We start from the raw sequence: 13,015 nt of genomic DNA, 5'->3' as shown, positions 1-13,015 counted from the left end.
AGAAAGGCCAATTCTAGTGAAAATTAACCTGATTGGAACGAGAAAACCTTATCCGGACGTGATGAAAGTGCAACAGATTTTGCATACGGTCGAAAAATCAGACAATCGCTAGGCCAGTTCGCCTTTCACCAGCGGTACAAAGCGCACCGCTTCTACCGCATCGACAACGAACTCGTTGCCATGGCGCTGAATACGTTTGAGGGTTTGAGCCTGCTCGCCCACCGGCAGCACCAAAATACCGCCGTCGTCCAATTGTTCCACCAGCGCCTGAGGGATCTCCGGCGGCGCGGCAGTGACGATGATGGCATCGAACGGGCCACGCGACGCCCAACCTTGCCAGCCGTCGCCGTGGCGGGTGGAAACATTGTGAAGATCGAGCTGCTTCAGGCGGCGCTTGGCCTGCCACTGCAGCCCCTTGATGCGCTCGACGGAACAAACGTGTTGTACCAGATGTGCCAGGATTGCGGTTTGATAACCAGAACCGGTACCGATCTCCAGCACCCGTGAAGTGGGCTTCAGGTTCAGCAGCTCGGTCATCCGCGCCACCATATAAGGCTGAGAAATGGTCTGGCCGGAACCGATCGGCAGCGCAGTGTTTTCGTAGGCCTTATGATCCAGCGCTTCGTCAACAAAACGCTCGCGCGGCACGGCTTCGATCGCCCGCAGCAGCTTTTCGTCCCGGATCCCCTGCTGCCGCAGCTGCGCCAGCAATGTTTGCATACGCTTGTTCACCATTCCCCGCTAACCTCTGCCTTGGTTAACCATGTTTTCACGACTTCCTGCGCCGCGTAGGCGGTCAAATCCACCTGTAGCGGCGTGATCGCCACATAGCCTTGTTCCACCGCCGCAAAGTCGGTATCCGGCCCGACATCAAATTTATCACCAGGCGGCCCGATCCAGTAGAGATTTTGTCCGCGCGGATCTTGCTGGCAGAAGACCTTATCGGCGGGGTGACGGCTGCCGCAACGGGTAACGCGCAGGCCTTTAATCTCCGCCAGCGGCAGATCCGGAACGTTGATATTCAGAATTTTTCCGGTACGCAACGGTTCGCGCTGCAGCGCGCGCAGGATGCGGCAGGTAATGACGGCGGCGGTCGCATAATGTTGGTGGCCGTTCAGCGACACCGCCAACGCGGGCAGCCCCAGATGCCGGCCCTCCATCGCCGCTGCGACGGTGCCGGAGTAGATGACGTCATCGCCCAAATTCGGCCCGGCGTTGATGCCGGAGACCACGATATCCGGCGCCGGGCGCATCAGCGCATTGACGCCAAGATAGACACAGTCGGTCGGCGTCCCCTGCAGCACAGCGATATCACCGTTGTCCAGCGTCTGCGTGCGCAGCGGCGATTCCAGCGTCAGGGCATTGGAAGAGCCGCTGCGGTTACGATCCGGCGCCACGACCTGCACCTCGGCGAATTCCCGCAGCGCCGCCGCCAGCACCTGAATGCCCGGGGCGCTGACGCCGTCATCGTTACTCAGCAATATCCGCATCACTGTCATCCTGCTGCATGATCTCGCGAACTACGCTGGTGGCGAAGCTGCCTGCCGGCAGCCAGAAGCGCAGTTCCACGGTAACGTCATCCCACCAGTCCCACTGCAAATTTTGCGGCTGCAACAGCAGGGCCCGACGAGCGGGTTCGACACGCTCGCGCTTTAAAAGCGTAAGCAATTCCGGCTGCTCAGCCAAGCATTGCTGTTCAAATACCAACGCATCGCCGGCAGTACCCGGCTCGCCGTCGCCCGGCAAGGTCGCGGTGACAACCAGCTCACCGGCATCCAAGCGCTGTTGCAGCGTCACCAACTCATCAGCTTTGGCGACAAACCAGCTGCCGCGGCCGCTCAGCTGCAGGGCGTCACCTTCCAGCACGGTGCGCTGCAGGCCGTCGGCCAGGCGCCTGCTCGCGACCTGATTAAACAACGCGCTGCGGCTGGCGGACAGGTAGAAACTGCGCTTGCTGCGCTCTTTGACGCGAATTTCGTCATTCGCCCAGCGGCGCGCCATCACCAGGTTGTTGCCGCCACGACCGAAACGCTGGCTGCCGAAGTAGTTCGGTACACCCTGCGCGGAGATGGCCTGCAGGCGGCGTTCCACGTCCTGCCGATCGGAAATCTGGCGCAACACCAACGTAAAATGGTTGCCCTTCAGGTTGCCGATGCGCATTTTACGCAGGTGGCGGGCGTACGAGAGCACCTCGCAGCCTTCCAGCGTAAACCGGGAGAAATCCGGCGTGTCCTTACCCGGCATGTGCAAGCAGAACCACTGTTCGGTCACCGCGTGGCGATCCTTCAAACCGGCATAGCTGACGGAACGGGCGTGAATACCGGCGAAGCGCGCCAGGTAGTCGGCCACGAACTGGGTATTGCAGCCGTTTTTACGGATGTTCACCAGCACGTGCTCGCCCTCACCGTCCGGCGCGAAGCCCAGATCTTCCACCACCACGAAATCTTCCGGATTGGCTTTCAACACCCCGGAGCTCTGCGGCCGGCCATGCAGCCAGGTCAGATTCGCCATATCCATGCGGTTATTCCTTGATCAGCAAGGCGACCGCTTCACAGGCGATACCCTCGCCGCGCCCGGTGAAACCGAGCTGCTCGGTGGTCGTGGCCTTCACGTTGACGTCATCCATATGGCACTGCAGATCTTCCGCCAGGAAGACGCGCATCTGCGGGATGTGCGGCGCCATTTTCGGCGCCTGGGCGATAATAGTGATATCGAGGTTGCCGAGGCGGTATCCCTTGGCGCGGATGCGTTTCCAGGCTTCGCGTAGCAACTCGCGGCTGTCGGCGCCTTTGAAGGCCGGATCGGTATCGGGGAACAGTTTGCCGATATCGCCCAACGCCGCCGCACCCAGCAAGGCGTCGGTCGCGGCATGCAGCGCGACGTCACCGTCAGAGTGGGCCAGCAAACCTTTGTCGTAAGGGATGCGAACACCGCCGATCACCAACGGGCCTTCGCCGCCGAATTTATGTACGTCAAAACCGTGACCGATACGCATGATGCGCTCCTTAATTGTCTAACTGAGTCAAATAGAACGCCGCCAGCGCCAAATCCTCCGGCCGCGTTACTTTAATGTTGTCCGCCCGGCCTGCGATCAGCAGCGGATGATAACCGCAATGCTCCAACGCCGAGGCTTCGTCGGTGACGTTCGCACCTTCATCCAGCGCGCGCTGCAGACACTGCTTAAGCAGCGGCAGCGGAAACAGCTGCGGCGTCAGCGCGTGCCACAGATCCTGGCGTTCGACAGTATGAGCGATAGTTTCGCGGCCGGGTTCGGCGCGTTTCATGGTGTCGCGCACCGGCGCGGCGAGAATGCCGCCGACCTTGCTGTGTGCGGTAATCGCCAGCAGGCGCTCGAGATCGTCGGCGTGCAGGCAGGGGCGTGCGGCATCATGCACCAGCACCCAGTCCGCGTCGCCCGCCAGCTTCAGCCCGGCCATCACCGAATCGGCGCGCTGCTTGCCGCCCTCGGTGGCGATCACCCGCGGATCCTGAGCGATCGGCAACTGTTCGAACTGGCGATCTTCGGGGCCGATCGCCACGATCACCCGCTCAATGCGCGGATGGCGCAACAGGGCGTGGATGGCATGTTCAACGATGCTGTGTTGGCCGATGGTTAAATATTGCTTCGGGCATTCCGCCTGCATGCGGCTGCCGATACCGGCAGCGGGCAGGACGGCAATCACCGAGGGAAAGGTACCTGCGGAGTGATTCATGCGTTATTTTTGTGCGTTGTTTTGCGAGGAAGACGCCGCGTTGCGTCTGGATTGGTCAGGAACCAGACGATAGAAAGTCTCACCGGGCTTAATCATGCCCAGCTCATTACGCGCACGCTCTTCGATCGCTTCCTGTCCGCCGTTCAAATCATCGATTTCGGCAAACAGCTGATCGTTACGCGCTTTCAACTTGGCGTTGTTGCCCTGCTGGACCGCAACGTCTTCATTGACCCGCACGTAATCGTGAATACCATTTTTGCCCAGCCACAGTGAATACTGTAACCAACCGAGCAATGCCAGCAATAGCAGCGTAAGTTTTCCCATCTCCGCCCCCTGAAAAACCGACCAATCATCCCACAACTTTTCGTTGGACTCCACACTGAGAGCGGCATTTCAACGCCAAATTCAGAATACGGATGAAGAGTTCCCGAGTTTATCGCCTAAATCCGCGGCGAAAGCGGCAAAAAAAGCCCCTTGCACCCGATGCGCGCGACACGTTTTTCAATGAGACACACACTGCCCTTCACCCATTATGCAGCAAGAACCACTGCAACGCCGCTTCCTGACCCATCGCTTGCGCCACGGCAACGCATAAAGTGAATATTTAACACCATAGAGGGAATAATCCTGATGCAGGGGTTGTACTTTCATTCATTGAAGCTTATTTTTATGCACTACTAGTGCATAAATAATTCCAATATATAACCTTTCATTATCGGGGATCGCGATGTTAAAACGTTTAGTTCTGATCGGCGTCTGCCTGGCCGCCACCTTCTCCACGGCCGCGTTGGCGGCTGAACCTACCTACGTCGTCGGTTCCGGCGGCACCTATCGGCCGTTCGAATTTGAAAACAGCCAAAAACAGCTGGAAGGTTTCGACATCGATATCATCAAAGCGGTGGCCAAGGCCGAAGGCTTCCAAATCAAACTGATCAATACGCCGTGGGAAGGGATCTTCGCCACGTTGAATTCCGGCGATCGCGACATCATCATTTCCGGCATCACCATCACCGACAAGCGCAAACAAATGGTTGATTTTTCGGCGCCTTACTTCCCGGCCGAGCAGGCTATCGTGGTGCCGCAAGACTCGACGGTTGACTCCATCGCCGCGCTGAAAGCGCTGAAGGTCGGCGTGGTGAACTCCAGCACCGGCGACATCGTGGTGTCCGACGTACTGGGCAAAAACAGCACCGCCATCAAGCGCTTCGACAATACCCCGCTGATGCTGCAGGAACTGTATGAAGACGGCATCGGCGCGGCGGTCGGTGACGTCGGCGTGGCCAAATTCTATATCAAGACCCATCCGGAGAAAGCCTTCAAACTGGTGCCCGACGCCAAGTTCGAGCGCCAGTATTTCGGCATCGCCGTCGCCAAAGGCAACGACGAACTGCGTAACAAGATCAACGCCGGCCTGAAGAAGATCGTCGCCGACGGCACCTACGCCAAGATCTACCAAACCTGGTTCGATAGCAACGTACCGACGCTGCCGGCGGAATAATGCCTTGTCGCCGGCGCCCACCAGGCCGTCGGCGCACCACCGTTTCAGCCTACCAAGAAGGAATACCCTTTGAACTTCCGCTGGGAGATCATCCAGGAATACGCGCCGCTGTTTATGGAAGGCGCCTGGATGACCATCAAATGCACCATTATCTGCGTGCTGCTCGGCACCACCTGGGGATTGATCCTCGGGCTGGGCCGTTTGGCGCAGGCGCCGCATGGCATCTGGAAACCCATCCTGTATTACGGTATTCAGTGGCCGGTGCGCATTTACATCAGCGCCTTTCGTGGCACGCCGCTGTTCGTACAAATCATGGTGGTGCACTTCGCGCTGGTGCCGCTGTTCATCAACCCGCGCGACGGCCTGTTGGTCACCAGCGGCCTGATGAGCGTCGATTTTGCCCGCGCGCTGCGCGCCGACTACGGTGCCTTTCTCTCCTGCGTGGTGGCGATCACGCTCAATGCCGGCGCCTATGTATCGGAGATTTTCCGCGCCGGGATCCAGTCGATCGACCGCGGCCAGATGGAGGCCTCGCGCTCACTGGGCATGAGCTACGGCAAGACCATGCGCCAGGTGATCCTGCCGCAGGCCTTCCGCCGCATGCTGCCGCCGCTGGGCAACAATGCCATCGCCATCGTCAAGGATTCCTCGCTGGCCTCCGCCATCGGCCTGGCGGATCTGGCCTATGCCGCCCGCACCGTCTCCGGCGCCTACGCCACCTATTGGGAGCCCTATCTGACTATTTCGCTGGTCTATTGGGTCATCACCTTCCTGCTTTCGCTGCTGGTGCAACACATGGAAAAGAGGTTCGGTAAAAGTGATTCGCGTACATAACCTGCAAAAACAGTTCGGCGAAAGCCACGTGCTGCGCGGCATTTCCTGCCGGATCGCCGCCAACGAAGTGGTGTGCGTCATCGGCCCTTCCGGCTCGGGTAAAAGCACTTTCCTGCGCTGCATCAACGCGCTGGAAACGCTCTCCGGCGGCGAGATCGAGGTCAACGGCTTCGCCGGCCACGATCAAAAAACCGACCTGAACAAGATGCGTGAAAGCGTGGGTATGGTGTTCCAGCGCTTCAACCTGTTCCCGCACATGACGGTGTTGGAAAACATCATCATGGCACCGGTGAGCGTGAAGAAACGGCCGCGCGCCGAAGCCATCGCGCAAGCCGAGCAGCTGCTGCACAAGGTCGGGCTGCTCGACAAGATAGACGCCTACCCCAACAGTCTGTCCGGCGGCCAGCAGCAGCGGGTAGCGATCGCCCGCGCGCTGGCGATGGAGCCGAAGATCATGCTGTTCGACGAACCTACCTCCGCGCTCGATCCGGAGCTGGTGGGCGAAGTGTTGGCGGTAATGAAATCGCTGGCACACGAGGGCATGACCATGGTGGTGGTCACGCATGAGATGGGCTTTGCCCGCGAGGTGGCCGATCGGGTGCTGTTTATCGATCAGGGGATCATTCAGGAGGAAGGTACGCCGCAGCAGATCTTCAGCCATCCGGCCAATCCGCGCACTCAGGCATTTCTGAGCAAAGTTTTGTAACTTTCGGCACCGCTTTGCAATCCTTCGGGCGCCGGCATCGGCGCCCGCTCTCTCACCACCCGGTCAAGAAGCTGAACACCAGCCAGAACAGGCACAGCACGATGGCGCCGGTCAGCAGCAGCGTCAGGATCAGACGGCCGCGCAACAGCATGCTGAGGGTAATGCCGATCAGCACCGACAGCGGCATCAGCGCCAGGAAGAACGGCCAGGTATAGAGCAGGAAAAACAGCGTGTTGGAACCGTAAACCAGAAACGGCAACGCGAACGCCAGCCAGTAGAAAACAAAGCCGCTGACGCCGCCCAGGAAAGAATAAGAAGGCTCCTCTCTCTCCTGTTTTGACTGCTTGGAGTCGATCAAGATAGGCGTGACATTTTGCATAGTGATCCCTGGTTATTCGGCTCGCTCTGCGGCGGCTTAGAGTAAAAAGCGCATGGCGAAAAACGCCACACGCTTTTTTTGAATTCAGGGTTTGATAATAGCCTGACCACGCAACACGTCTAACAATTGCGCAATCAAATTTGTTACCAATTGTTGGCCATCAAGGTGGATTTCCGGCTGCTGCGGCGCCTCGTAAACCGCGTCGATACCGGTGAAATTGCGCAGCTCGCCGGCGCGCGCTTTTTTATACAATCCCTTCGGATCGCGCGCCTCGCAGATCGCCAACGGCGTGTCGACGAACACTTCGATAAAGCGATCGTCGCCGAGCATTTCGCGCACCATCTGCCGCTCGGCGCGGTGCGGCGAAATAAACGCGGTCAGCACCACCAGCCCGGCATCCACCATCAGTTTGGCCACTTCCCCCACCCGGCGGATGTTCTCGCGCCGATCCTCGTCAGAGAAGCCGAGATCGCGGCACAGGCCGTGGCGCACGTTATCGCCGTCCAGCAGATAGGTGCTGACGCCGAGCCCGTGCAGCGCCTGCTCCAGCGCGCCGGCGACGGTGGATTTGCCCGAGCCGGACAGCCCGGTAAACCACAGCACCACGCCGCGATGGCCGTTGCGCGCTTCGCGATCCGCGCGCGTCACCGCGTGCGGATGCCAAACCACGTTCTCATCGTCCGGCCCGGTCGCCCTCAGTTCGGCGGCCACCTTATCGACCACCGAGCAGATCGCGTGCGCCCCAGTGCGGGAAGTGCTTGCGCACCAGCGCATTCAGCTCCAGCTCGAAGGCGCTGAACTCACCGTGCGCCGCCGATGCGGCCTGCAGCGTTTCGCGCACCAGGCCGGCGCCCACCGTGACGTTGCTCATGCGATCGATGAAGATCAGCCCGCCGGTGTCGTGATTGCTCTGATAGCTGTCCAGCACCAGCGGCTCGTCGAAAGTCAGCTCCACCAGACCGATACCGTTAAGCGGCAGCGTGTCTGCCGGGTGCTGCGCCAGCGTATTGATCTCCACCTGATGGCGGATGCTCTCCACGCGGGCGCGGGTCTTTTTACCGGCGATCTTGATGTCGTAGCTCTGGCCCGGCACCAGCGGCTGCTCGGCCATCCATACCACGTCCACCAGCGCGCTCTGCGCCGCCTGCAGGCTTTCGCCGGCGTCGACCAGCAGATCGCCGCGGCTAATGTCCACCTCATCCTTCAGCACCAGCGTAATCGCCTCGCCCGGCACCGCCTCTTGCAGATCGCCGTCGAAGGTCACGATACGCGCCACGCTGGACTCTACGCCGGAAGGCAGCACCTTGACCCGTTGCCCCACCCGCACCACGCCGGCGGACAGCGTACCGGCATAGCCGCGAAAATCGAGGTTCGGGCGGTTGACGTACTGCACCGGGAAGCGCAGCGGCTGGTTTTCTCGCTCGCTGACCACGTCAACACTCTCCAGCACTTCCAGCAGCGTCGGGCCGCTGTACCACGGCATATGGGCGCTTTCGCTCGCCACGTTGTCGCCGTCCAGCGCCGACAGCGGCACGAATTTGATGTCCAGATCGCCTGGCAGCTGCTGGGCAAAGGTCAGGTAATCCTGTTTGAACTGCTCGAACACCGTTTCCTGGTAGTCCACCAGATCCATCTTGTTCACCGCCACCACCAGATGGCGAATGCCCAGCAGGGTTGCGATAAAACTGTGGCGACGAGTCTGGTCCAGCACCCCTTTGCGCGCATCGATCAACAGGATCGCCAGATCGCAGGTGGAGGCGCCGGTGGCCATGTTGCGGGTGTACTGCTCATGCCCTGGAGTATCGGCGATGATAAATTTGCGTTTTTCGGTCGAGAAATAGCGATAGGCCACGTCGATGGTGATGCCCTGCTCGCGCTCGGCCTGCAGACCGTCCACCAGCAGCGCCAAATCGAGCTTCTCGCCCTGGGTACCGATGCGTTTGCTGTCGCTGTGCAGTGTCGACAGCTGATCTTCATAGATCTGGCGGGTATCGTGCAGCAGGCGGCCGATCAGGGTGCTTTTGCCGTCATCGACGCTGCCGCAGGTCAGAAAACGCAGCAGGCTCTTGTGTTGCTGCGCGTGCAGGTAGGATTCGACGCCCCCCTGGTCAGCGATTTGTTGTGCGATTGCGTTGTTCATCCGGCGGCTCCTTAGAAATATCCTTGACGCTTTTTCAGCTCCATCGAGCCGGACTGATCGCGATCGATCATCCGCCCCTGGCGTTCACTGGTGGTGGAGACCAGCATCTCTTCGATGATCTCCGGCAGGGTTTGCGCCTGCGAATCCACCGCACCGGTCAGCGGCCAGCACCCCAGAGTGCGGAAGCGCACCATGCGCTGGCTGATCACTTCGCCCGGCTGCAGATCGATACGATCGTCGTCCACCATCATCAGCATGCCGTCGCGTTCCACCACCGGGCGCGGTTTCGCCAGGTACAGCGGTACGATGTCGATCTTTTCCAGGAAGATGTATTGCCAGATATCCAGTTCGGTCCAGTTCGACAGCGGGAAGACGCGGATGCTCTCCCCTTTGTTGATCTGACCGTTGTAGTTGTGCCACAGCTCCGGCCGCTGGTTCTTCGGATCCCAGCGATGGAAGCGATCGCGGAACGAATAGATACGCTCTTTGGCACGCGATTTCTCCTCGTCGCGCCGCGCACCGCCGAAGGCGGCGTCGAAACCGTACTTGTTCAACGCCTGCTTCAGGCCCTCGGTCTTCATGATGTCGGTATGCTTGGCGCTGCCGTGCACGAACGGGTTGATGCCCATCGCCACCCCTTCCGGGTTTTTATGCACCAGCAGCTCGAAACCGTACTCCTTCGCGGTGCGATCGCGGAATTCGTACATTTCGCGGAACTTCCAGCCGGTATCGACGTGCAGCAGCGGGAATGGCAGCGTGCCGGGGAAGAACGCCTTGCGCGCCAGATGCAGCATCACGGAAGAGTCCTTACCGATGGAGTACAGCATCACCGGGTTGGCGAATTCAGCGGCGACTTCACGGATGATATGGATACTCTCCGCCTCCAATTGCCGCAAATGAGTGAGTCGTTTTTCGTCCATAACAGGTCCTTAAAAGCCTTGCCTATGCCAAATTCACGACGGCCGGGCGCGCGGCCCCTTCCGTCTGCGATTGATGTCCGAACCAGGCGATTTGATGGTGAAGTTCCACCACTTCGCCGATCACCAACAGCGCCGGCAGCGGCGCCCGTTGGGCCAGGTGTTCCAGTTGTTCCAGCGTGCCGATCTGCACCTGCTGATCGGCGCGCGTGCCGCGGCTGATCACCGCCACCGGTGTTTCGGCAGCGCGGCCGTGGGCGATCAGGCGTTGGCTGATGTCCGCCGCCTTCATGGTGCCCATATAGATAGCCAGCGTCTGCCGCGCCCGGGCCAGATCGGCCCAGTCCAGGCCATCGCCGTCGGGGCGGCAGTGGCCGGTGATAAAGGTCACGCTCTGCGCGTGGTCGCGGTGCGTCAGCGGAATGCCGGCGTAGGCGGTTGCCCCCGCTGCGGCCGTGACGCCCGGCACCACCTGGAACGGAATGCCGGCAGCGGCGGCGACCTGCAGCTCTTCGCCGCCGCGGCCAAAGATGAACGGATCGCCGCCCTTGAGGCGCACCACGCGTTTACCCTGCTGCGCCAACGCCACCAGCAGCCGGTTGGTCTCTTCCTGGATCACCGAGTGTGCGCCGGCGCGTTTGCCCACGCAGATGCGTTCGGCGTCGCGGCGCACCAGATCGAGGATCTCGCCGCTGACCAGGTGGTCATACAGCACCACATCCGCCTGCTGCATTACCTGCAGCCCGCGCAGGGTCAGCAGCCCCACGTCGCCCGGCCCGGCGCCCACCAGGGCTATCTCGCCCTGCGCGCCTTCATCGCCTGCGGTGAAGCGTTGCAAATCCTGCTCCAGCTGCTGCTCCGCCTGCGCCGTCTGGCCGTTGGCCACCAGCGTGGCGAAACGGCCGCCGAAGGTTTTCTCCCAGAAACGGCGCCGCTCGCCGATCGAGGCCAGCCGCTGTTTGACCTGGCCGCGCCAGCGGCCCGCCACCTGCGCCATCTGCCCCAAACTGGCGGGTAGCAACGCCTCCAGCTTTTCACGCAGCAAGCGCGCCAGCACCGGCGCCTGGCCGCTGGACGATACGGCCACCACCAGCGGCGAGCGATCGATGATCGACGGGAAAATGAACGAGCAACGCGGCTGGTCGTCCACCACGTTGGCCAACACCCGGCGTTTATCCGCCTCGGCGAACACCGCGGCGTTCAACGCGTTGTCGTCCGTGGCGGCGATCGCCAGAAACACGTCGTCCAACTGCTGCGGGTCAAAGGTTTTCCCCAGCCAGAGCAGATGCCCTTGCTGACGTTGTTGTTCCAGTTCCGGTGAGAGCGACTGCGCAACTATCCGTATTTCAGCCCCGGCGCGCTGAAGCAGATCGACTTTGCGCGCAGCCACGTCACCACCGCCAACGACCAGCACCGGACGTTGTTTCAGGTCGGCGAATATTGGTAGATAGTCCACAACAGCCTTTTCATATAACAGAAAGATAGTGTGACTATACGGGCTGAGATTTAGCCTCTGAAATGACGAAAAGGAATGATTAGTTCCTTTATGGAATATAGGCTGCAACACCAGAGGCAAACGGTGATAACTGCGGCGGCGGTTTGCGCATTCGCGCGAAAATTAAGAGACGGGGAAATTGTGTAATGCCGCGCGGCGTCTCATACTGGGTGCCGCAGAAAAATGATCGGCAGCGCCGATAGCAAAGAAGGATTTTTCGGTATGTTTTCCCGTTTTTACCTGAAGACCAGCCTGCTGGCCCTCGCACTCGGCGGCGTCTTCAGCGTTTGTGCCGCACAGCCCGCAAAAGACGCGCCAATGGGCCGTTTCGCCGCCGAACAGACCCGCCACATCGCCACTTACTTCCCCGGCCGCATGGCGGGCAGCCCGGCCGAATTGCTCACCGCCGACTACCTGAAGCAGCAGTTCGCCAAGATGGGTTACCAAAGTGATATTCGCAGCGTCAACACGCGCTATCTCTACACCAGCAAAGACGGCAAGAAGAACTGGAACAACGTCACCGCCAGCTCGGTGATCGCCGCCCGCAACGGCGATAGCCCGAAACAGGTCGTGATCGTCGCCCACTTCGACACCTACACGCCACAGAGCGACGAGGATCTGGATAACAACCTCGGCGGCCTGACGCTGCAGGGCGTTGACGACAATGCCTCCGGCATCGGCGTGATGCTGGAACTGGCGGAGCGCCTGAAGAACATCCCCACCGCCTACGGCCTGCGCTTCGTCGCCACCAGCGCCGAAGAGATCGGCTCGCTGGGCGCACAGAACTACCTGCAGCGCATGAGCGCGGAAGAGAAAAGCAACACCGTGCTGGTGATCAACCTCGACAGCCTGATCACCGGCGATCGTCTGTACTTCAACGCCGGGCGCAACACGCCGCCGCAGATGGCGAAACGCTCTCGCGATCGCGCGCTGGATATCGCCCACCGCTACGGCATCGCCGCCGCCAGCAATCCGGGCAGCGCACAGCATCCGAAGGGCACCGGCTGCTGCTCCGATCAAGAGGTATTCGATGCGGCGGGCATCCCGGTGCTGTCGGTGGAGGCCACCAACTGGTCGCTGGGCGACAAGGACGGCTACCAGCAGCGCGCCGTGAGCCCGCACTTCCCGCAGGGCATCACCTGGCACCGTCCGCAGTATGACAACCTGCAGTACCTGGATCGCTACCTGCCGGGGCGGATCGACAAACGCAGCCGCGACAGCGTGCAGATCCTGCTGCCGCTGATCAAAGAGCTGGCGCAGGCGCACCCGCCGAAAGCACAGAAGAAAAAGTAGCCCGTAAAAAAACAGGGCCCAGCATTGCTGAGCCCTGTCA

At 60.6% G+C, this 13,015-nt stretch carries 15 protein-coding genes; 4 read left to right on the top strand and 11 right to left on the bottom strand.

Going from position 1 to position 13,015, the window contains the following annotated elements; translation table 11 throughout:
• Nucleotides 1-108: 108 nt before the first annotated feature.
• From EGY12_RS10965 to ftsB, 6 genes are read right to left on the bottom strand one after another with little or no spacing between them, the layout of a single operon-like run.
• Complete coding sequence (locus EGY12_RS10965) at nucleotides 109-735, bottom strand: protein-L-isoaspartate(D-aspartate) O-methyltransferase (protein ID WP_123893581.1); 627 nt, start codon at nucleotides 733-735, stop codon at nucleotides 109-111.
• Nucleotides 729-1,490: a 5'/3'-nucleotidase SurE gene (gene surE, locus EGY12_RS10960; RefSeq protein WP_172962915.1), complete on the bottom strand. Its 762-nt coding sequence runs from the start codon at nucleotides 1,488-1,490 to the stop codon at nucleotides 729-731. Before surE ends, EGY12_RS10965 begins: the two co-directional genes overlap by 7 nt.
• Complete coding sequence (truD, locus tag EGY12_RS10955; protein ID WP_123893577.1) at nucleotides 1,471-2,517, bottom strand: tRNA pseudouridine(13) synthase TruD; 1,047 nt, start codon at nucleotides 2,515-2,517, stop codon at nucleotides 1,471-1,473. The genes surE and truD overlap by 20 nt, the downstream gene beginning before the upstream one ends.
• A gap of 4 nt (nucleotides 2,518-2,521) precedes the next feature.
• Entirely contained in the window at nucleotides 2,522-2,995 is a 474-nt protein-coding gene (gene ispF / locus EGY12_RS10950) for a 2-C-methyl-D-erythritol 2,4-cyclodiphosphate synthase (protein WP_004932594.1), read from the bottom strand.
• Nucleotides 2,996-3,005: 10 nt separating this feature from the next.
• Entirely contained in the window at nucleotides 3,006-3,713 is a 708-nt protein-coding gene (gene ispD / locus EGY12_RS10945) for a 2-C-methyl-D-erythritol 4-phosphate cytidylyltransferase (RefSeq protein WP_123893575.1), read from the bottom strand.
• A 3-nt stretch (nucleotides 3,714-3,716) separates the two neighbouring features.
• Nucleotides 3,717-4,037 (bottom strand): cell division protein FtsB, encoded by a 321-nt coding sequence (gene ftsB, locus EGY12_RS10940; RefSeq protein ID WP_016929043.1) that lies wholly within the window; start codon nucleotides 4,035-4,037, stop codon nucleotides 3,717-3,719.
• Nucleotides 4,038-4,440: 403 nt separating this feature from the next.
• Between ftsB and EGY12_RS10935 the strand changes: the two genes are divergently transcribed.
• The 3 genes from EGY12_RS10935 to EGY12_RS10925 all read left to right on the top strand — a co-directional run bounded on the left by EGY12_RS10935 (nucleotide 4,441) and on the right by EGY12_RS10925 (nucleotide 6,751).
• Nucleotides 4,441-5,211, top strand: a complete 771-nt coding sequence (locus EGY12_RS10935; protein ID WP_123893573.1) for a basic amino acid ABC transporter substrate-binding protein — start codon at nucleotides 4,441-4,443, stop codon at nucleotides 5,209-5,211.
• Nucleotides 5,212-5,325: 114 nt separating this feature from the next.
• Complete coding sequence (locus EGY12_RS10930) at nucleotides 5,326-6,045, top strand: amino acid ABC transporter permease (protein ID WP_123895586.1); 720 nt, start codon at nucleotides 5,326-5,328, stop codon at nucleotides 6,043-6,045.
• Nucleotides 6,029-6,751: an amino acid ABC transporter ATP-binding protein gene (locus EGY12_RS10925; RefSeq protein WP_123893571.1), complete on the top strand. Its 723-nt coding sequence runs from the start codon at nucleotides 6,029-6,031 to the stop codon at nucleotides 6,749-6,751. Before EGY12_RS10930 ends, EGY12_RS10925 begins: the two co-directional genes overlap by 17 nt.
• A 52-nt stretch (nucleotides 6,752-6,803) precedes the next feature.
• Here the strand turns inward: EGY12_RS10925 and EGY12_RS10920 are convergent, their stop codons facing one another.
• The 5 genes from EGY12_RS10920 to cysG all read right to left on the bottom strand — a co-directional run bounded on the left by EGY12_RS10920 (nucleotide 6,804) and on the right by cysG (nucleotide 11,643).
• Complete coding sequence (locus EGY12_RS10920) at nucleotides 6,804-7,130, bottom strand: DUF3561 family protein (RefSeq protein ID WP_004932611.1); 327 nt, start codon at nucleotides 7,128-7,130, stop codon at nucleotides 6,804-6,806.
• A gap of 84 nt (nucleotides 7,131-7,214) precedes the next feature.
• The gene (gene cysC / locus EGY12_RS10915) at nucleotides 7,215-7,904 is read right to left on the bottom strand and encodes an adenylyl-sulfate kinase (protein ID WP_077791524.1); all 690 of its coding nucleotides are present in this window, start codon (nucleotides 7,902-7,904) and stop codon (nucleotides 7,215-7,217) included.
• Nucleotides 7,843-9,270, bottom strand: coding sequence for a sulfate adenylyltransferase subunit CysN (cysN, locus tag EGY12_RS10910; RefSeq protein WP_123893569.1), 1,428 nt, complete (start codon nucleotides 9,268-9,270; stop codon nucleotides 7,843-7,845). The genes cysC and cysN overlap by 62 nt, the downstream gene beginning before the upstream one ends.
• 11 nt (nucleotides 9,271-9,281) lie before the next feature.
• The gene (cysD, locus tag EGY12_RS10905) at nucleotides 9,282-10,190 is read right to left on the bottom strand and encodes a sulfate adenylyltransferase subunit CysD (RefSeq protein WP_004932620.1); all 909 of its coding nucleotides are present in this window, start codon (nucleotides 10,188-10,190) and stop codon (nucleotides 9,282-9,284) included.
• A gap of 22 nt (nucleotides 10,191-10,212) precedes the next feature.
• Entirely contained in the window at nucleotides 10,213-11,643 is a 1,431-nt protein-coding gene (cysG, locus tag EGY12_RS10900; RefSeq protein WP_123893567.1) for a siroheme synthase CysG, read from the bottom strand.
• Nucleotides 11,644-11,904: 261 nt separating this feature from the next.
• Here cysG and EGY12_RS10895 point away from each other — a divergent pair, with 261 nt between their 5' ends.
• Nucleotides 11,905-12,975, top strand: a complete 1,071-nt coding sequence (locus tag EGY12_RS10895) for an aminopeptidase (RefSeq protein ID WP_123893565.1) — start codon at nucleotides 11,905-11,907, stop codon at nucleotides 12,973-12,975.
• The last annotated feature ends 40 nt before the right edge of the window (nucleotides 12,976-13,015 follow it).

Origin of the sequence: Serratia sp. FDAARGOS_506, assembly GCF_003812745.1 — a bacterium.
Lineage (GTDB): Bacteria > Pseudomonadota > Gammaproteobacteria > Enterobacterales > Enterobacteriaceae > Serratia.
Note: the sequence above shows the minus strand (reverse complement) of the source record. Positions and strands in the feature narration are given on the sequence as shown.